We start from the raw sequence: 19,969 nt of genomic DNA, 5'->3' as shown, positions 1-19,969 counted from the left end.
AGTGTCGAGGGAAAAGGAGCGATTACGCGGGATCAGCTGTCTTTCTCAACCCGTGGCTGGGTCGTAGAGGTTGACGTTTGAGGGGTTTGCGCAGCGTCCTGAGCCTTGGCTGTCATTTCGCTCTGATGCTCTTCATACGCCGCGGCGCGCGCAGCATTTTGCGCGACGAACGTCTGCGACTCTTCAGCCAGGGCGAACGGAGACAGGAACAAAGAGGACAAGACGAAAGCGCTGGCAATACCCATAGTGTTGGACATCTTTAAAACCTTCTTGCTTGGCAAGTGCTGTTTGGTGCGGGCAAAGGTAAGGGGGATTGGACAGGGGAAAAAGAGCGGATTCATGAAAGGACTGTTGCGTGAATAGCAACAGTAGTCATTAAGTTGGCAAAATTGCTTTTGTGGCGAGGGAGCTTGCTCCCGCTCGGCTGCGAAGCAGTCGCAAACTTCCCGGTTTTCCTGAGGATCCTGGGTGGCTGATTCGGGGCCGCTTCGCAGCCCGGCGCGAGCAAGCTCGCTCGCCACAGGGAAAGGGTTAAACCGGGAGGTGGATGCCGAAAGTGTTCATGCCGTGGTCACTGCGCACGAACACATCGCCGCCATGCATCAGCGCAATCGCCTTGACGATCGCCAGCCCTAACCCGTGGTTGTTTCCGCTGTTACTGCGCGACGCATCTACCCGGTAAAAGCGTTCGAACAATCGAGGCAAATGCTCGCTGGCAATCGGCGATCCCGGGTTAGCCACCCCGATGCTGACCTGATGCTCCTCAGCCTCGATGCGCACTTGAATCACCTGGCCAGGCTCGGTGTGTTGCACCGCGTTACTCAGAAGATTGATCAACGCCCGGCGCAGATGAGCAATCTCGATCCGCACCTGCGCATCACCACTGACCTGCACCTGAACCTGCGCATCCTCAAGAATGAAATCCAGGTATTCCAGGGTCGTGGCCACTTCATCGGCCAGTGAGGTGGAGGTCAGTTTGGTCGCCTTGCTGCCCTGATCCGCGCTGGCCAGAAACAACATGTCATTGATGATCGAACGCAGCCGTTCCAGCTCTTCGAGGTTCGATTGCAGCACTTCGAAGTAGTGTTCCGCCGAGCGTCCACGGGTCAGCGCGACCTGGGTCTGGCCGATCAGGTTGGTCAGCGGCGAGCGCAGTTCGTGGGCGACGTCGGCGTTGAACGACTCAAGGCGCGAATAGGCCTGCTCGACCCGCTCCAGCGTGGAGTTGAACGAATTGACGAACTGATTGAGCTCCGGCGGCAACGGCGATAAGCGCAAGCGCCCGGAACGTAACGGCGGCGCCAGTCGCTGGGCTTCCTGCGACAACTTGATCAACGGCTTCAGACCAATCCGCGCCACCCAATACCCCAGCGCCGACGCCAGCAACACGCCAATAATTGCCAGGCTGATCAGCGCGATCAACAAATGATGCTGGGTCTGGAAAAACGTCTCGGTGTCGATGCCGATCATGAAACGTAGCGGCGGTCGTTGATCCTTGGCCGGGAACTGGCTGACCAGCACTTTCAGCGGATAAGGCTGGTCCGGCAATGTCATGTCGCGCATCCCCAGCGGCCCTTCGGCAAAGGCGCGGATCTGCGGCGTCAGGTTGCCGTATTCGTAGTAAGGGTCGCCGCTGATGATCCAGAAACTGATGCGCTTGTCTTCTTCGCCGAGCAACTTGAGCTTGTTGTTGATCTTCACCCAATGCTCCGGCGTGCCGTATCGCCCGACCGTGGATTCGAGCACGCTGTAACGTGCGTCCAGCTCCGCCTCGGGCAGCAAACCCAGGCCTTTGTCGACCTGCTGGTACAAGGCCCAGCCGATCAACAGAAACACCAGCAACGCCACCAGCGTGAACATGGCGCTCAGACGCAGGGCAATCGAATTACTGGACACCGCGGCTCTCCAGCACGTAACCCATGCCCCGGATCGTGTGCAGCAGTTTCTCGTCGAACGGCCCATCGAGTTTGGCCCGCAGGCGCTTGATCGCGACTTCGACGACATTGGCGTCGCTGTCGAAATTGATGTCCCAGACCATCTCGGCAATCGCCGTTTTCGAGAGGATTTCACCCTGCCGACGGGCCAAAACGCTCAGCAGCGAGAATTCCTTGGCGGTCAGGTCCAGGCGCGTGCCGGCACGTGTGGCCTTGCGGCTGATCAAATCGATCCACAGGTCGGCGATGCTCACTTGCACCGGTTCATGACCGCCACTGCGCCGGGTCAGCGCTTGCAGGCGCGCCACCAGTTCGAGGAAGGAAAACGGTTTGCCGAGGTAATCATCGGCACCATCGCGCAGGCCTTTGATGCGGTCTTCGACCCGCTCGCGGGCGGTGAGCATGATCACCGGGGTTTGCTTGCGCGCACGCAGCGCGCGCAAGACGCCGAAGCCGTCGAGGCCCGGCAGCATGACGTCGAGGACGATCACCGCGTAGTCGCTTTCCAGCGCCAGGTGCAGGCCTTCGACGCCGTCGCGTGCCAGGTCCACGGTGTAACCCTGTTCCGTCAGGCCGCGGTGCAGATAATCCGCGGTTTTTTCTTCGTCTTCGATAATCAGAACGCGCATGACCCCGCCTCAGTCTGTGGTTGCCAGCGCCGGCATCGGTGCGGGTTTGGGCTTATGGAAAAGCCGCTCCAGCCACAAGTATATGACCGGAGTGGTGAACAACGTCAGCGCCTGGCTCACCAGCAAGCCGCCGACCACCGCGATGCCCAATGGCTGGCGCAGTTCGGCGCCAGCGCCATAGCCGAACATCAGCGGTAGTGCGCCGAGCAGGGCGGCGAGGGTGGTCATGATGATCGGCCGGAACCGCGTGATACAGGCCTGGTAAATCGCCTCTTCCGGCGCCAAGCCACGATTGCGCTGGGCATCGAGGGCGAAGTCGATCATCAGGATGCCGTTTTTCTTGACGATCCCGATCAGCAACACCAGCCCGATCAGCGCCATGATCGAAAAGTCCTGGCCGCAAATCCACAGCATGATCACCGCCCCGAGTCCCGCCGACGGCAGGGTCGAAATAATGGTCAGTGGATGGACGAAGCTCTCGTAGAGCACACCGAGAATGATGTACACCGCCACCAGCGCCGCCAGGATCAACCACGGCTGGCTGGCCAGCGAACTCTGGAACGCTTGCGCCGCGCCCTGGAAGTTGCCGCTCATGGCGGCCGGCATGCCGATATCGGCCTTGGCCTGGTTGAGCATGATCACCGCATCGCCCAACGCCACGCCGGGCGCCAGGTTGAACGACAAGTTGGCAGCCGGGAACATGCCGTCGTGGGCGATAGACAATGGGCCAACCGTCGGCGCACCGAATTTCGCCAAGGCCGACAGCGGCACCATTTCCCCGCTCAGCGGCGAGCGCAGGTAGAAATAATTGAGGCTTTCGGCGTTGCCGCGTTGCTGGGTGTCCAGTTCCAGAATCACGTTGTACTGGTTGATCTGGGTCTGGAATTCATTGATCTGCCGCTGCCCGAACGCATCGTACAGCGCTTCATCGACATCGCTGGCGGTCAGGCCGAAACGCGCAGCGGCGCTGCGGTCGATGCTGATGTGGGTGATGCTGCCGCCCAGTTGCAGGTCGTTGGAAATGTCGCGAAACGCCGGGTTGGCCCGCAGTTTTTCCGTGAGGCGCTGGGTCCAGGTGCTGAGGGTCGCACCGTCGTTGCTCTTGAGCACGTATTGATACTGTGCGCGGCTCGGGCCGGAGCTGAGGTTGATGTCCTGGCCGGCGCGCAGATAGAGCACGATGCCCGGGACTTTCATCAGTTGCGGACGGATCCGGTCAATGAACTGGCTGGCCGAGACGTCGCGGTCGCCGCGTTTTTTCAGGGAAATCCAGAAGCGGCCATTGGCGATGGTCTGGTTACTGCCCGAGACGCCCACCGAGTGGGAAAACGCCTGGACCGCAGGGTCCGCCGCGACGATTTCGGCCATCGCCAGATGTTTTTTTACCATGTCGCCGTAGGAAATATCGGCGGCGGCTTCCGTGGTGCCGAGGACAAAACCGGTGTCCTGCACCGGAAAGAACCCCTTGGGGATGAAGATGTAACCGGCGACCGCCAGGCCCAAAGACAGAAAGAAAACGCTGATCATCAGCTTTTGATGGGAGAGGGCGCGGCGCAGCAGTTTTTCATAGCCTGCCAGCAAGCGATCGCCAACTGTAGGTTTGCTGTGGGCGTGATGCACCGGCGCACGCATGAACAGCGCGGCAAGTGTTGGTGCCAACGTCAGCGAGACCACCACCGAAATCATGATGGTCGACGTGGCAGTCAGGGCGAATTCCTTGAACAGTCGCCCGACCACGCCACCCATAAACAGCAGCGGGATAAACGCCGCCACCAGCGAGAAACTGATCGAGACCACGGTAAAGCCAATCTCGCCGGCACCCTTGATCGCCGCCTCGCGCATGTCGTCGCCGGCCTCGAGATGGCGGTGAATGTTCTCCACCACCACGATCGCATCGTCGACCACAAACCCCACGGCCACCACGATCGCCACCAGCGTCAGGTTGTTCAGGCTGAAGCCCATGATGTACATCAGGGCGAAACTGGCGGTCAGCGACACGCCGAGCACCGCGGATACGATCAGCGTTGCCGACCACTGACGCAGGAACAGCGCCATCACCGCCACCACCAGCATGATCGCGATCAGCAGGGTGATTTCCACTTCATGCAACGACGCGCGGATGGTCTGCGTGCGGTCGACCAGCACCTTGACCTGCACCGAGGCCGGCAGCATGGCTTCGAGGCCGGGCAGGGCGGCCTGGATGCGATCCACGGTTTCAACGATGTTGGCACCCGGTTGCCGGGAAATCACCAGATTCACCCCGGGTTGATCACCGGCCCACGCCTGAACGTAGGCATTTTCTGAACCGTTGACGACTTTAGCGACGTCCTTGAGGTGAACCGGTGCACCGTCCTTGTAGGAAACGATGAGCTGACTGTATTCCTCGGGGTGGAACAATTGGTCGTTGGTCGACAGTGTCGAGATGCTCGACTCACCGTACAACGCACCTTTGGCCAGGTTGAGGCTGGTTTGCTGGATCGCCAGTCGAATGTCCGCGAGGGTCAGGCCGATGGCCGCGAGTTTGTCTGCCGAGACTTGAACACGGATTGCCGGACGTTGCTGGCCGGTGATGTTGATTTGGCCTACGCCGTCGATCTGACTGATCTGACGCGAGAGCAGCGTTTCCACCAAATCACTGAGTTCGGTGCCGGGCATCAAGGTTGAGTTGATGCTGAGAATAAGCACCGGGCTATCGGCCGGGTTGACCTTGCGCCACGTCGGCAGGGTCGGCATGTCCTTGGGCAGTTTGCCGGCGGCGGTGTTGATCGCGGCCTGCACTTCCTGGGCGGCGGTGTCGATGCTTTTGTCGAGGGTGAATTGCAGGGTCAGGTTGGTCGAGCCGAGGGCGCTGCTCGAGGTCATCTGGGTGACGCCGGGGATGGCGCTGAATTGCACTTCAAGCGGCGTGGCCACCGACGACGCCATGGTTTCGGGGCTGGCGCCGGGGAGTTGCGCGGCGACCTGAATGGTCGGGAATTCGGCTTCTGGCAGCGGCGCAATCGGCAGGCGCGGGAAGGCGATGACGCCGAGCAACACCAGGGCAAAGGTCAGCAGGATCGTCGCCACCGGATGATCGATGCACCAGGCCGAGACAGAACCGTGGCCCTTCATGGCTTGGGCTCCGATTGCACCACTTGCGGCGGCTCGGTCAGCACCTGCACGGTCGAGCCGGGTTTGAGCCGCGACTGGCCGTCGCTGACCAGCACGTCACCCGGTTCCACGCCTTTGATGATGTCCTGGCCGCTGCCTTGGTGGACCATTTGGACGGTGACGGTTTCGACCTTGTCGCCGTTGACGCGGTACACGAAATGTTGATCGAGGCCACGTTGTACGACGGTGGGCGGGACCACCAGCGCATCTTTATCCAGGGCTGTCTGAATTTTTACCGTCACCAGCAGGCCCGGCCAGAGTTTCTGCCCGGGATTGTTGAATTCAGCCTTGGCGCGGATGGTCCCGGTGTTGGCGTTGATCTGGTTGTCGATCAGGGTCAGGTGCCCTTCGCCCAGCAGGTTGCCGGTTTCACCGTCGGTGTCGGCGCCGATATAGGCCTTCACTTGTGCGCGCTCGGGGTCGCCGATCAGGCCTTGCAGGGTGGGCAGCATTTGCTGCGGCAGGGAGAATTCCACGGCGATCGGGTCGATCTGGGTCACGGTGAACAGGCCCAGGGTGTCGGTCATGCGCAGGAAGTTGCCTTCGTCCACCGTGCGAATACCGACGCGGCCGGTGACCGGGGAGCGAATCTGTGTGTAGGAAAGCTGCACTTGAGCGGCGTCGATTGACGCCTGATTGCCTTGGGCGGTGGCTTTGAGCTGGTTGACCAGGGCTTGTTGCTGGTCGTAGGTCTGCTTGGATACGCCGTCGTCGACGCTGAGCAGTTTGTAGCGCTTGAGGTTGACCTGCGCGACTTGCAGTTGCGCCTGGCTTTCGCCGAGTTGTGCCCGGGCCTGGTCGAGGCTGGCGCGGATCGAGCGGTCGTCGATGGTGGCGAGCAGGTCGCCTTGTTTCACCAGTTGGCCTTCCTTGACCAGGATTTTGGTGAGGATGCCGTCGATTTGCGGGCGGACCACTACGCTGTGCAGGGACAGGACCGAGCCGATGCCGCTGACGTAGCGGGGGACGTCTTTTTCGGTGACGCTGACGACCCGGACCGGGATCGCTGTAGGCGCGGCTAGTTTGGCGGTGGCGGGTTTGGTGAGGTACCAGGTGCCCAGCGCTGCCAAGGCGATCAACAGACCTGCGATGAAGGCGGTTTTTTTCTGAATTCGCATGCGAGTGGGGCGCCGGGCTAGGTGGTCGGGAGTCGGGTCAGGTTTATACCTTCCTTTATAAACCTGTTCGCCGGTCAGGAAGGTGACTGCTAACTGACGGCGCTGTCAGTTTGGGCTGTGCTGTGAGCTTTTGACCTTGGCGGCCTGATAGCCGACCAAGTTCTTGTTGAGGGCGTACATATCCATTTCTGCGGTAACGGCTGCTGGCGGTTTCGCTCTTACAGCGACTCCCTTTGGCAAACGCCCCAAAGGAAGCAAAGGTCTTCGCCCCAACGTCCGGCCCCTCGCCTAGGCTCGGCGTTCCTTCGCTCCGGCATTCATCTGGGGGCATCGCCTCCGGTCGGCTTCGCTTCGACCTCCTCTCGATGTGTGCGGCTTCGCCGCACGGCGCTACGCGCCTACCCCCCAGATAAACGCCTCCACTCAGCCTCCCGACGGGGCGGGTGGATCAAGATCAAGAGCTGCAGGCGAGCTAACGCTCGGCCTGATGAGTGGTGAGAAGCGTGCGGTGTGCACCGCCCCACTGTAGGAGCGAGGCTTGCCCGCGAAGGCGGCCTGATAGCCGACCAATCACTTGCAGACGTACATCATTCCCTGTGGGAGCCGGTCTGCCCGCGATGGCGGCCTGACAGACGACCAATCACTTGCAGACGTACATCATTCCCTGTGGGAGCTGGCCTGCCAGCGATGGCGGCCTGATAGCCGACCAATTTCTTGCAGACGTACATCATTCCCTGTGGGAGCTGGCTTGCCAGCGATGGCGGCCTGACAGCCGACCAATCACTTGAAGATGTACATCATTCCCTGTGGGAGCTGGCCTGCCAGCGATGGCGGCCGATAGCCGACCAATTTCTTGCAGACGTACATCATTCCCTGTGGGAGCTGGCCTGCCAGCGATGGCGGCCTGATAGCCGACCAATCACTTGAAGATGTACATCATTCCCTGTGGGAGCTGGCCTGCCAGCGATGGCGGCCTGATAGCCGACCAATTTCTTGCAGACGTACATCATTCCCTGTGGGAGCTGGCTTGCCAGCGATGGCGGCCTGACAGCCGACCAATCACTTGAAGATGTACATCATTCCCTGTGGGAGCTGGCCTGCCAGCGATGGCGGCCTGATAGCCGACCAATTTCTTGCAGACGTACATCATTCCCTGTGGGAGCTGGCCTGCCAGCGATGGCGGCCTGATAGCCGACCAATTTCTTGCAGACGTACATCATTCCCTGTGGGAGCTGGCTTGCCAGCGATGGCGGCCTGACAGCCGACCAATCACTTGCAGATGTACATCATTCCCTTGATCGTTCCCACGCTCCGCGTGGGAATGCCGCCCGGGACGCTCCGCGTTCCATTTTTGTGTGTTGAAAGATGTGTAAAAAACACAGCGTTTTCCCACGCACTTTTCAGGTTGCCGGGTAGGAAGCGTGTTCTCTAACCTTTGGCTGTCGCTGCAAATTCAGCGACCGGGCGTGAGATCCCCGGCAACTAGTATGCATCTAGCGCCAATGCCACCATAATTGGCGCCAGCTTATCCGCTGCCTGTAAATGCGTTATGGCGGCTGTGTGCGGGCAGACTTCGGTCTGGCCGGGTGCCTACTACCGGTGATCTCACACTGCACATAGCTGCCACCTCTTCGCCGCTTGAGATCCGGCGAGTGGTGGCACCCATTTCAGTAGGAGTTTGTATGGATAAGTTAATCCCCGATCCACCCATCGACACCACCACTCCCCGCGACGAAACCACCCAGGCCGAAGCGCTCATCAAAGACCACGAAGCCATGAAACGCGCGCTCGATTACTACCTCGATCCCCCCGAGCGCTACAGCGCAAAACCGCGCCGCCCGAGCACGATGTTTGTGGTCGCCCCCGATGTTGATTCGGAAAGCCTGTTGGCCCATGCCTGTGAATCTTTGGCGTCGGCGAGTGTGATGAGCAGTGATTTTGCGACGAGTCTGGAGGGGCCGCAGCGGCATACGGTGTTGGCGATTCAGCAGGTCATCATGCTGGCGGAGTTGGCGGTGAATCGGGTGTTGGATAGGGTTGAGGTTCCGGCGTAGGTAATAGCGTTCGGTCTGGTTGGCCGCGTTATCGTTCTTCGCGGGCAAGCCTCGCTCCCACAGGTGCGGGGGTTGCTCGCGATTGGCACAAAACCCGACGGACTCGCTCGTGGTGTGAAGCTTGCGGCTCTGGACACAGGTATACTGCCGCCTTTCGCGGCTCGCTGACCGGGCCCGACTTTTTGCATCACCCGGAGCTTTCATGACTTCCCCGACACAACCGCCGGTTGCCGACGCTTTGAGCGACGACCAGGCAGACCTGCCAGACAGCGTCGACTCCAGCGCAGACAGCGAAACCAAAGCCGCGATCCCGGCGTTCAAGTTCCCGTTCAAACCGGGTGATTTGGCCGCTGCGAAGAATGCCAGCCAGCCTTGGTACAAGAATGGCGCGAAGAATGGCCATACCAAGACGCCGGGGGCTGCGCCTCCAGGGACTCGTCGGTCGATGGGTAAGCGCTGAGTTTCAAGCTCTGCGGTGTCTGATCTATCGCCTTCGCGAGCAAGCCCGCTCCCACAGTGGATCTCCATAGGACACAAGTTTTGTGTACGACGAAGATCCACTGTGGGAGCGGGCTTGCTCGCGAAGGGGCCATCAAAGGCAATACACCCTCTGAATCAAGCCGCCCGCAACGATATAAACGCGTAGTTCACCGGCACTTCAGTCGCCACGTGCGCCCCAGCAGCCTGCACTTGCCCGGCGATATCCTCACCCGACACATGGAACTGCCAATCACTGCCTGAGCCCGCCAGCGGCTGCCCGGCAAGCTGATCGATAACCCTGGCAAACGCATTCATATCCGGCAGATAAGCCGTAAACCCATCCCCCTTCAACGCTGTAGTCCGAATCCCCAGCAGCCCGCAAATTGCATCTTTGGCCTGGATATCATCGCGATCCGCCTGACGTGAACGCTGGATCAACCCTGCGAGTTCCTGATCCACCAACTCACCGCCAATGATCAAGTCCGGCCCCTGTTCCCATGATTCGGGCGGGCATTCTTTCACTGCGGTGTTCAGCGCAATGTGAGGATTAATTTCCATCGGGTAGATGCGGCACACCAGCGGGCGGCGTTCGTAGATGCGGCAGAGGTTGTCTTCGTCAAGATTCCGGCAGGGGCCGACGTTGTACGCGGCAAAAGTGATCGCCACGTAAGCCTCGGATGTGCCGCTGCGAACCACCACTGAGCGGCGTTCGGCGTGTTCGCGTTGCTGCACGGGCAGGCCCAGGCCGTTGCCGAGGAAACCTTCCACCAACACGATCACCTGACCGCCGTCGGCCGCCCACATGCGGGCTTCGGCCAAGGTCAGGGGCACGTGGTGGTCGTTGCAGCATTTGCCGCAACCGACGCAGGAAAATGTCGTATTCATTGAACGGCCGATCGCTTCCGAGGGCATGAAACGGCGCCAGAAAGACACCGCGAAGGTGCGTTTCGAAGCAAGTTATGCGCCATTCACTGGGCTTTGGCGGCGGGGCGGATGGAGTCCCACTCGGTCACGTAGGCGGTCTTGCTCTTTTTGTTGTAGAGGCACAGCTCGGTGCCTTGCTGGCCTTTCATGTGTTTTTGCGGGTATTGGCCTTGCATCAGGAGTGCGGTGTAGCCGACCCGATCATCGAACTGCGCGGCGTTGCCGACGGGTTTGGCGTTTTTCAGGCCGCTGGCTTTGGTGCAGCTGGCGAGCACGGCTTTGTCGTAGGCGGCCCAGGCGTCGGGGCTGGAGGCGGTGGCCTGGGTGGCTATTGCGGTGAGGCAGAGGAAGGTCAGGGTAGCGGCTTTCATGGGTCAGGCATCCTTGGGCGTTGAGTTGGCCGGAAGGGGAGTATGCCTGATGGTTTTGTGTTGAATGTGTCGGCCTCTTCGCGGGCAAGTCAGATCGCCGCACCGCTCGCTCCTACAGGGATCGCGCATGACCTGTAGGAGCGAGGCTTGCCCGCGAAGGCGGGATATCAGGCCGGAACCGGCTCCCGGCGGACCACATACATCCCGGCACTTTCATACAGCCGCTGCGCCCGAAGGTTGTCTTCCAATACCTTCAAGTCCACAAAGCCTTCGCGACGTTGCTGAAACACGTTGAACGCGTGCAGTAGCAAGGCGCGACCCAATCCGAGACCTTGCGCTCGCTTATGCACCACCAGATTCTTGATATAGGCACTGGTCCAGCACTGGCATACGCCGACGATACTTTCGCCATACAGCGCAATGAAACACAAAGATGGATCGTATTCAGGATCGGTTTCAAAACGCTGCTGCCAGACATCCAGTGCTGGCACACGCCCGCCACCTTCCCGATAACCCAGTTCCATCAAACGATGAACAGCTTCAGCCAGTTCGGGGCGGTATGCGACGAGATCTATTCCTTGAGGCCAAGTGATCGCGGGCACAGCCTCAGCCAGGTTGCGCCGCATCAGCAAGCAAAAGCCTTCGGCCATGACTCAGTGACCTTGTTCGGCGACGGCCTTGGCCGCTTCGATCAGGCACCGGGTCAGCTCAGGCGAGGAGAACTTGGTCAGCACCGCGTTGGCTCCGGCAAGGCGCGCTTTTTCGCTGTTCATCGCACTGTCCAGCGACGTGTGCAGCAGCACATAAAGGTGCGAGAAGTCCGGCGTCTCGCGCAGGGTGCGGGTGAAGGCGTAGCCGTCCATCTCCGACATTTCGATGTCCGAGACGATCAGGTTGATCTGCTGCGCCGTGCCTTGCAGGTCCAGCAGGCAGTCGATGGCTTCCTTGGCGCTGCGGGCGGTGTGGCATTGCAGGCCGAGGTTACGCAGGGTGTGCACCGATTGCTGCAGCGCGACCTGGCTGTCATCGACCACCAGAATCCGCGCGTTACCCAGCACTTCAGCGTCTTCCATGCTCAGTTCGGTCGGCGCCGTTTCGATCTGCGCCGGGGCGATGCCGTGGATGACCTTTTCGATGTCGAGCACTTGCACCAGGGTGCCGTCGACCGAGGTCACGCCGGTGATGTACGAACGCACGCCACCGGAGCCAAAGGGGGGCGGACGGATGTCGGTGGTCAGGCAATGGACGATTTTGCTCACAGCCTGAACGTGCAGGCCCTGCTTGGAACGGCTGACGTCGGTGACGATCAGGCAGCCACCGTTCGGGTCTTCCAGCGGCCGCTCGCCGATGGCGCGGCTGAGGTCGATCACCGACAACGAGGCGCCGCGCAGGGTGGCGATGCCTTTGACGTGGGGGTGCGACTCCGGCAGCTTGGTCAGCGGCGGGCAGGGGATGATTTCGCTGACTTTCAGCAGGTTGATTGCCATCAGCTTGCCGCTGCGCAAGGTAAACAGCAGAAGCGAAAGTGAGTCTGCGCGGGCTTTGGTGGTGGACATAAAAACCTTCTGTGGAAAAAGGTGATGGGCGAGTAAAAAGTCGCCAAAAGCTATTGATGCCGGGTTATCGACTTGTTGGGGGCAGGCTTTAGGCTAATTCCCCGTCGCCGGCCAAACGGTGAATCCCTGTGGCGAGGGAGCTTGCTCCCGCTCGGCTGCGAAGCAGTCGCAAAACCTGTAAATGCGGACCGCCTGATACAACGCGGCGCCTGATTTTGGAGCGCTTCGCACTGGTGCGCCAGCCCGGTCCAGCGGGAGCAAGCTCCCTCGCCACAATGGATTGCGCTATTTCATCCCCAGCCGTTTCGCCATGCGCCCCAGATTCGCCCGATCCAAGCCTAGCTCACGCGCCGCGCTTGCCCAGTTGTCGTGATGCCGTTCCAGGCAAGCGCTGATCAATTGTCGTTGATAATTTTCGGTGGCCTCGCGCAAATCTCCCGCAACCAATACGGCGGGACTGGCGACCGGCTGCTCGGCCGGGAGCTCAACACTGCCATTGGGCAAATCCAGATCCGCCGCACTCAAACTGAGAATCTTCGGCCGTACCTTGCAGTTACCCAGCGCCTTCAACGCGCTGCGACCAATCAAATGCTCCAGTTCCCGCACATTGCCTGGCCAACCATACGCCAGCAATGCCGCCTGCGCGTCACTGTTCAGGCGCAGGCTGTTAAGGCCCATCCGCGAGCGGTTCTGTTCCAGGAAATAACCGCTGAGCAACAACACGTCGCGCCCGCGATCGCGCAGGGCCGGCACCAGCAGCGGGTAAACACTCAAGCGATGATAGAAGTCGGCGCGGTAGCGGCCGCTGCGCACTTCTTCGGCCAGGTCGCGGTTGGTGGCCGCGATCAGGCGCACGTCCACTTGATGTTCTTTATCCGACCCCAGGCGCTGCAACTGACCGCTTTGCAGCACCCGCAACAACTTGGCCTGCACGGTCAGGGACAGTTCGCCGACTTCATCGAGAAACAGCGTGCCGCCATTGGCCAGTTCGAACTTGCCGCGCCGATCATTGGTGGCGCCGGTGAAGGCGCCGCGCACATGGCCGAACAATTCGCTTTCCACCAGGGTGTCCGGCAGGGCGGCGCAGTTAAGGCTGATGATCGGTTTGTCTGCCCGAGGCGAGGCCGCATGTATTGCTTGCGCCACCAATTCTTTGCCAACCCCGGTTTCGCCGGTGATCAGCACGGTCAGGTCGCTGCCGCCTACCAGGCTGATCTCCTCCACCAGGCGTTTATGCGCCTTGCTCTGGCCGATCATCTCGCGAGTCTGTTGGCCGCTGGCCTGGCGGTACACCTCGGCGCGCTGATGTTCGTCTTCGGCACGATTGGCCAGGCGCTCGATGCGCTCGGCGGCGTTGACGGTGGCCGCCGCGAGGCTGGCAAAGGCATGCAGGGCGTCCAGTTCGATGGGTTCAAATTGTTCCGGGTCGAGGGCATCGAGGGTCAGCAAGCCCCATGGACGCTCGTCGATAAACAACGGACAGCCCATGCAGTCGTGGACTTCCAAATGATCGTCGAGGCCGGCGACCAGGCCGTCGTAAGGGTCAGGCAAGTCGCTGTCGGCGGCGAATCGCGTGGGTCCGGGGCTGCTGAGCAACGCTTCGAAGCGCGGGTGCTCGCTGACTTTGAAGCGGCGGCCAAGGGTGTCAGTGCTCAACCCGTCGACGGCCAGCGGCACCAGCCATTCGCCATCAAGGCGCAGCAGGGCGGCGGCATCGCAGGGGAGCAGGGCGCGCATGGCTTCGAGCAGGCGTCGATAGCGCTCGCCTTCAGGCAGTTCGCGGGACAGGTCGGAGACCAGCGGTAGCAGGGCGGTGAGCAAAGATTTTGCAGTCATAGTGACTCCGTGTAGTCGGGATGACTATAAGTCAGCCTGTGTCGATATGACTACATTGTTTTTAAGTTGTTGATTTTAAACGTTTAAATTTTTGGCATGGAAACTGATAAGCATAGGGTAATCAGTTAGCAATCCAAGAAGCCCCAGGAGTCACTTTATGCTTAGCGTCCAAGACCGTGCCATCGTCAAATCCACCGTGCCGCTGCTGGAAAGCGGTGGCGAAGCGCTGATCACTCACTTCTACCGCATGATGCTCTCCGAATACCCGGAAGTCCGCCCGCTGTTCAACCAGGCCCACCAGGCCAGCGGTGACCAGCCACGCGCCCTGGCCAACGGCGTTTTGATGTACGCGCGCCACATTGACCAGCTCGACCAGTTGGGCGACCTCGTCGCCAAGATCATCAACAAACACGTGGCCCTGCAAATCCTGCCTGAGCACTACCCGATTGTCGGCGCTTGCCTGCTGCGTGCGATCTCCGAAGTGCTGGGCGCCGAAATCGCCACCCCTGAAGTGATGAGCGCCTGTGGCGCGGCCTACGGTCAGTTGGCCGACATCCTGATCGGTGCCGAAACCAGCATCTACGATCAAAAAGAACAGGCACCCGGCGGCTGGCGCGGGGCGCGTGAATTCATCGTGACGGCCAAGGTCGAGGAAAGCGCGGAAATCACGTCGTTCTACTTCGAACCTGCCGACAAAGGCGCGATTCTGGCGGCGGAACCGGGCCAGTACATCGGCATGAAACTGATCCTCGATGGCGAAGAGATCCGTCGTAATTACTCGTTGTCGGCGTTGGCCAACAAGGGCCAGTACCGCATCAGCGTCAAGCGTGAAACCGGTGGCCGCGCCTCTAACCACTTGCACGATCAACTGCATGTCGGCTCGAGCATTCAACTGTTCCCGCCATCGGGCGAGTTCACCCTGACCGCCAGCGACAAGCCGTTGGTGCTGATCAGCGGCGGCGTCGGCATCACCCCAACGCTGGCGATGCTGGAAGCGGCGCTGGCGACCGAGCGGCCAGTGCACTTTATCCACTGCGCGCGCAACGGCAGCGTTCATGCCTTCCGCGACTGGATCGATGGTTTGGCTGAGCGTCACCCGCAACTCAAACGCTTCTATTGCTACGCCGAAGATGACGGCGTGAGCCCGGCGGCGGACAAGGTCGGGTTGTTGAGCCGCGAGCAGTTGGGCGAATGGCTGCCGGAGCAGCGCGATCTGGATGCTTACTTCCTGGGGCCGAAAGGGTTCATGGCGGCAATCAAGCGCCACCTCAAAGCTTTGGGTGTGCCGGAGAAGCAGAGCCGTTACGAGTTCTTTGGGCCGGCTTCGGCGTTGGAATAAACAGCAGTGGCGACTTGGGAGACCGAGTCGCCTGCTTCGCGAGCAAGCCCGCTCCCACATTGGATTTGCGTACGACGCGGTCAAGTGTGGGAGCGGGCTTGCTCGCGAATGGCCGCACCTCAGTCTAGATTCGTAAAAATCCCGCCAAAGTTAATCCGTTCTTAACCGCTTTATCGTCTATTCCCCGATCACCACCGGAGCGCACCGGGCTCTCAAAGGTTGGAGCCTGCGTGTAGACTTCCGGGCAATCGATTTTTAAAAGGGAAACGCGATGAGCGAGGAAACGATGCGGTTGGGACGTGAACGGCGCTATCTGGTGTTGCTGGGCATCATCTGCCTGGCGCTGATCGGTGGCGCGCTGTACATGCAAATTGTGCTGGGCGAGGCGCCGTGCCCGCTGTGCATCCTGCAACGTTATGCGCTGTTGCTGATTGCGCTGTTTGCCTTCATTGGCGCGGCCATGAGCACCCGTCGCAGCATCACGGTGTTCGAGACGCTGGTGGTCATCTGCGCCATCGCAGGCGTCGCGGTGGCCGGGCATCACGTCTACACCCAGTTCTACCCGGCGGTCAGCTGTGGCATCGATGTGCTGCAACCGATTGTCGATGGCCTGCCGCTGGCGAAGATCTTCCCGCTGGGCTTCCAGGTCGATGGTTTCTGCTCCACGCCGTACCCGCCGATCCTCGGTTTGTCGCTGGCGCAGTGGGCGCTGGTGGCGTTCGTGCTGATCGTGGTGCTGGTGCCGCTGCTCACTTCGCGTAACCGCAAAGCACTGCGCTGAGGTCATCCGCCACTCGCGCGGATAACGTGAAAAAAACGCCCCGGTCCTCATCAAGAGGACCGGGGCGTTTTGCATTTCAGGGCCCGCGCAAAAAGTTCGTGATGTGTGGCAGTGAAGGGTGCGACACGTGTGCGACATGTTGTCACAGCAGGACTGTCGCAACGCATTTCACGGGGCAGAATCGGTGCATAACCAGGCAACGAAATTGGTCTATTCAGGCGTCTGCCGATTTATAGGCTATTGCGCGCAAGCAGGCAGTTTTAACAGGGGCTGGCGAATCGCCAGAGCCCTTGTCTCATAGGGTCTAGGGCTCCGTCGAAGTGTCTGCGTCAGCCCCGATAGCTGTCTGAACTGCGCCCTGTAGACCTACAAATTTTGGTGTTTTTGTTGAGAATGAATTTCGATAAGATGCCGCACTTTTGCAAAATCCGTTAATGATTGTTGCTGGAATGGATAAAAATTATTTCGGGATGAGACATGGTTTATGAATCGCTACATATCTACAATCGCCCGCACTGAATTCCGGCACTGCTCACCTTGAGCAGGAAAACAGGGCGTCGAGGGGCTTGAACGCTTCGTGCGACTCCCAGGTGTCGGAGCCTTCCAACTATCCGCACCAAATGGAATTGGTCTGTAACAAGGCCTTTGACCACGAATTCGAATAAGAACTTACCGCTAGCCCAGGATTTGTCGAACAGCGTCTGACGCGCGACGGGCAGCCCTTATTCAATCCAAGAAAAATGCCAACCCTTGGCAGGGTGAAGTGTTGGCGATCAAAACCCAACTGCATTGCGCAAGCTGCTTTAGAGGTCGTGAGATGAGTAAAAACAGGTACCCCAGACTACTAGGCTTATTGCCGCTGCTCGGCACGTTGTTGCTGTCAGGCTGCAACATGACCTTGCTCAATCCCAAGGGCCAGGTTGGCCTGGATGAGCGAAACCTGATCATCACCGCTACGCTGCTGATGCTTCTGGTCGTGGTACCGGTCATCGTCATGACCTTCCTGTTCGCCTGGAAATACCGCGCGTCGAACCAGGACGCCGTCTACACGCCGAAGTGGTCGCACTCCACCAAGATCGAAATCGCAGTGTGGACGATCCCGGTACTGATCATCATTGCCCTGGGTTACATCACCTACAAGTCGACCCACGCGCTGGATCCTTACAAGCCGCTGGAATCCGACGTCAAGCCGATCACCATTGAAGTGGTCGCGCTGGACTGGAAGTGGATGTTCATCTATCCGGAGCAAGGCATCGCCACCGTCAACAAGATCGTGTTCCCGGCGCACACGCCGATCAACTTCAAGGTGACTTCGGACTCCGTGATGAACTCGTTCTTCATCCCGGCCCTGGGCGGCCAGATCTACGCAATGGCCGGCATGCAGACCAAACTGCACCTGATCGCCAACCAGAACGCTGAAATGGACGGTATCTCCGCCAACTACAGTGGCGCTGGTTTCACTGGCATGAAATTCAAGGCTATCGCAACTTCCCAGGAAGATTTCGACGCCTGGGTAAGTGAAGTCAAAAAGGCACCTAAACAGCTTGAAGAAGCTGAATACGCAGCCCTTTCCAAGCCGAGCCAGAACAACCCAGTCGAGCTCTACTCCTCGGTCACTCCGAACCTGTTCCAGATCATCGTCGACAAGTACGAAGGCATGAAACCGGGTCCGAAGGTCAAGCACGAGAAGAAAGAGAAAGAAGTGGCCGCTACGCAAGGAATGGACATGAACTCGCATTCAGCTGCCGGGGCAGAGGAGTAAACGATGTTTGGTAAATTAAGTTGGGAAGCGGTCCCATTCCACGAACCGATCGTGATGATAACCATCGCCATGATCGCGCTCGGTGGTCTGGCGCTGTTCGCTGCAATCACCTATTTCAAGAAGTGGACCTACCTGTGGTCCGAGTGGCTGACCTCGGTCGACCACAAGAAAATCGGCGTGATGTACATCATCGTTGCCATGGTCATGCTGCTGCGCGGTTTTGCCGACGCCATCATGATGCGTACCCAGTTGGCCATGGCCACCGAGGGTTCGCCTGGCTACCTGCCGCCTGAACACTATGACCAGATCTTCACCGCTCACGGTGTGATCATGATCATCTTCATGGCGATGCCATTCTTCACCGGCCTGATGAACCTTGCAGTGCCGCTGCAGATCGGCGCGCGTGACGTTGCCTATCCGTTCCTGAACTCCCTGAGCTTCTGGTTGCTGGTATCCGGCGTAGTGCTGATCAACCTGTCCCTGGGCGTCGGCGAATTCGCCAAGACCGGTTGGGTTGCCTATCCGCCGCTGTCGGGCCTGCAATACAGTCCGGGCGTGGGGATGGATTACTACATCTGGGCGCTACAGCTATCCGGGTTGGGTACGACGCTGACGGGGGTCAACTTCCTGGCCACCGTGCTGAAGATGCGTACCCCGGGCATGAAGCTGATGGACATGCCGATCTTCACCTGGACCTGCACCTGGGCCAACGTCCTGATCGTCGCTTCTTTCCCGATCCTGACCGCCACCCTGGCACTGCTGACGCTTGACCGTTACATGGATTTCCACATTTTCACCAATGAACTTGGTGGCAATCCGATGATGTACGTCAACCTGTTCTGGGCCTGGGGTCACCCCGAGGTTTACATCCTGATTCTGCCGGCGTTCGGGATCTTCTCTGAAGTCATCTCGACCTTCACCGGCAAGCGTCTGTTCGGCCACCACTCGATGGTCTACGCATCGGGCGCGATCTCGATCCTGGGCTTCATGGTCTGGCTGCACCACTTCTTCACCATGGGCTCGGGTGCGAGCGTCAACGCCTTCTTCGGTCTGGCGACGATGCTGATTTCGATCCCGACGGGTGTGAAGCTATTCAACTGGCTGTTCACCATTTACCAAGGTCGTCTGCGTTTCACCAGCCAGGTGCTGTGGACCCTGGGCTTCATGGTGACCTTCGCCATCGGCGGCATGACCGGCGTACTGCTGGCCATCCCGGGTGCGGACTTCGTCCTGCACAACAGCCTGTTCGTGATCGCTCACTTCCATAACGTGATCATCGGCGGCGCGGTATTCGGTTACATCGCAGGCTTCGCGTTCTACTTCCCTAAAGCGTTCGGCTTCAAGCTGCACGAAGGTTGGGGCAAGGCAGCGTTCTGGTTCTGGATCTCGGGCTTCTTCGTCGCGTTCATGCCGCTCTATGCACTGGGCTTCATGGGCATGACCCGTCGTCTGAACGCCACCACCAACCCTGAGTGGGTGCCGTACCTGTACGTGGCCATGTTCGGTGCGGTGATGATCGCCGTTGGTATCGCTTGCCAGCTGATTCAGCTCTACGTGAGCGTGCGTGATCGCAACAAGCCGGAAAACATGTGCGAACACGGTGATCCGTGGAATGCCCATACCCTGGAATGGTCGACCTCGTCGCCACCACCGTTCTACAACTTCGCGGTGCTGCCAAAAGCAGAAACCATCGATCCGTTCACTGAAGCCAAGGAAAACGGTACCGCGTACAAGGCTCCGGCCAAGTACGAACCGATCCACATGCCAAACAACACTGCGACTGGTGTGGTCATGGGGGCTCTGTTGACCGTGTTCGGTTTCGCGATGATCTGGCACATCTGGTGGTTGGCCATCGTCGGTCTGGTTGGCACCGTGGTGTATTTCACCATCCATGCTGCCCGTGACGATCAGGGCTACATGGTGCCGGTGGATGTCATCGAGCGCATCGAAGCCGAGCAGCACAAACGTCTGGTAGCGGCCGGAAAAGTTCCAGCCTCCGCCACCCGTGTTGAAACCTCGTTGGAACAGGCTTAAA

At 59.7% G+C, this 19,969-nt stretch carries 16 protein-coding genes; 6 read left to right on the top strand and 10 right to left on the bottom strand.

Annotated elements, in window-relative coordinates; translation table 11 throughout:
* Positions 1–32 precede the first annotated feature (32 nt).
* The 5 genes from ACA068_RS24195 to ACA068_RS24175 all read right to left on the bottom strand — a co-directional run bounded on the left by ACA068_RS24195 (position 33) and on the right by ACA068_RS24175 (position 6,831).
* Entirely contained in the window at positions 33–257 is a 225-nt protein-coding gene (locus ACA068_RS24195; protein ID WP_497305327.1) for a hypothetical protein, read from the bottom strand.
* A 274-nt stretch (positions 258–531) separates the two neighbouring features.
* Complete coding sequence (locus ACA068_RS24190) at positions 532–1,896, bottom strand: heavy metal sensor histidine kinase (protein ID WP_497305325.1); 1,365 nt, start codon at positions 1,894–1,896, stop codon at positions 532–534.
* Positions 1,886–2,563, bottom strand: coding sequence for a heavy metal response regulator transcription factor (locus tag ACA068_RS24185; protein ID WP_007916978.1), 678 nt, complete (start codon positions 2,561–2,563; stop codon positions 1,886–1,888). The genes ACA068_RS24190 and ACA068_RS24185 overlap by 11 nt, the downstream gene beginning before the upstream one ends.
* 9 nt (positions 2,564–2,572) lie before the next feature.
* Positions 2,573–5,674, bottom strand: a complete 3,102-nt coding sequence (locus ACA068_RS24180) for a multidrug efflux RND transporter permease subunit (RefSeq protein WP_497305323.1) — start codon at positions 5,672–5,674, stop codon at positions 2,573–2,575.
* The gene (locus ACA068_RS24175) at positions 5,671–6,831 is read right to left on the bottom strand and encodes an efflux RND transporter periplasmic adaptor subunit (protein WP_497305321.1); all 1,161 of its coding nucleotides are present in this window, start codon (positions 6,829–6,831) and stop codon (positions 5,671–5,673) included. Before ACA068_RS24175 ends, ACA068_RS24180 begins: the two co-directional genes overlap by 4 nt.
* Before the next feature lie 1,682 nt (positions 6,832–8,513).
* On the opposite strand from ACA068_RS24175, the gene ACA068_RS24170 reads away from it, so the two are divergent.
* Positions 8,514–8,885, top strand: coding sequence for a DUF6124 family protein (locus ACA068_RS24170; protein WP_497305320.1), 372 nt, complete (start codon positions 8,514–8,516; stop codon positions 8,883–8,885).
* A gap of 202 nt (positions 8,886–9,087) precedes the next feature.
* Positions 9,088–9,345 carry a hypothetical protein gene (locus ACA068_RS24165; RefSeq protein WP_007943495.1) on the top strand — a complete coding sequence of 86 codons (258 nt, stop codon included), beginning with the start codon at positions 9,088–9,090 and terminating at the stop codon, positions 9,343–9,345.
* 155 nt (positions 9,346–9,500) lie between these two features.
* On the opposite strand, the gene ACA068_RS24160 is transcribed toward ACA068_RS24165, so the two are convergent.
* The 5 genes from ACA068_RS24160 to norR all read right to left on the bottom strand — a co-directional run bounded on the left by ACA068_RS24160 (position 9,501) and on the right by norR (position 14,052).
* The gene (locus tag ACA068_RS24160; protein WP_497305318.1) at positions 9,501–10,250 is read right to left on the bottom strand and encodes a YkgJ family cysteine cluster protein; all 750 of its coding nucleotides are present in this window, start codon (positions 10,248–10,250) and stop codon (positions 9,501–9,503) included.
* Between the two features lie 83 nt (positions 10,251–10,333).
* On the bottom strand, positions 10,334–10,660 hold the full coding sequence (locus ACA068_RS24155) for a hypothetical protein (RefSeq protein WP_497305316.1): 327 nt from the start codon (positions 10,658–10,660) through the stop codon (positions 10,334–10,336).
* A gap of 167 nt (positions 10,661–10,827) precedes the next feature.
* The gene (locus tag ACA068_RS24150) at positions 10,828–11,286 is read right to left on the bottom strand and encodes a GNAT family N-acetyltransferase (RefSeq protein WP_497310657.1); all 459 of its coding nucleotides are present in this window, start codon (positions 11,284–11,286) and stop codon (positions 10,828–10,830) included.
* A 27-nt stretch (positions 11,287–11,313) separates the two neighbouring features.
* The gene (locus tag ACA068_RS24145) at positions 11,314–12,216 is read right to left on the bottom strand and encodes a chemotaxis protein CheV (RefSeq protein ID WP_461955629.1); all 903 of its coding nucleotides are present in this window, start codon (positions 12,214–12,216) and stop codon (positions 11,314–11,316) included.
* A gap of 285 nt (positions 12,217–12,501) precedes the next feature.
* Positions 12,502–14,052 carry a nitric oxide reductase transcriptional regulator NorR gene (gene norR, locus ACA068_RS24140; RefSeq protein WP_497305314.1) on the bottom strand — a complete coding sequence of 517 codons (1,551 nt, stop codon included), beginning with the start codon at positions 14,050–14,052 and terminating at the stop codon, positions 12,502–12,504.
* A 157-nt stretch (positions 14,053–14,209) separates the two neighbouring features.
* Here norR and hmpA point away from each other — a divergent pair, with 157 nt between their 5' ends.
* From hmpA to cyoB, 4 genes are all read left to right on the top strand, one after another.
* Entirely contained in the window at positions 14,210–15,391 is a 1,182-nt protein-coding gene (gene hmpA, locus ACA068_RS24135; protein ID WP_497305312.1) for an NO-inducible flavohemoprotein, read from the top strand.
* Between the two features lie 271 nt (positions 15,392–15,662).
* Complete coding sequence (locus ACA068_RS24130) at positions 15,663–16,172, top strand: disulfide bond formation protein B (protein ID WP_497305311.1); 510 nt, start codon at positions 15,663–15,665, stop codon at positions 16,170–16,172.
* An 817-nt stretch (positions 16,173–16,989) separates the two neighbouring features.
* Positions 16,990–17,934 (top strand): ubiquinol oxidase subunit II, encoded by a 945-nt coding sequence (gene cyoA / locus ACA068_RS24125; protein ID WP_497305309.1) that lies wholly within the window; start codon positions 16,990–16,992, stop codon positions 17,932–17,934.
* 3 nt (positions 17,935–17,937) lie between these two features.
* The gene (gene cyoB / locus ACA068_RS24120; RefSeq protein ID WP_497305307.1) at positions 17,938–19,968 is read left to right on the top strand and encodes a cytochrome o ubiquinol oxidase subunit I; all 2,031 of its coding nucleotides are present in this window, start codon (positions 17,938–17,940) and stop codon (positions 19,966–19,968) included.
* Position 19,969 lies beyond the last annotated feature (1 nt).

Source organism: Pseudomonas sp. LBUM1660 (assembly GCF_059695935.1).
This window is presented reverse-complemented; position numbering and strand designations above follow the sequence as displayed.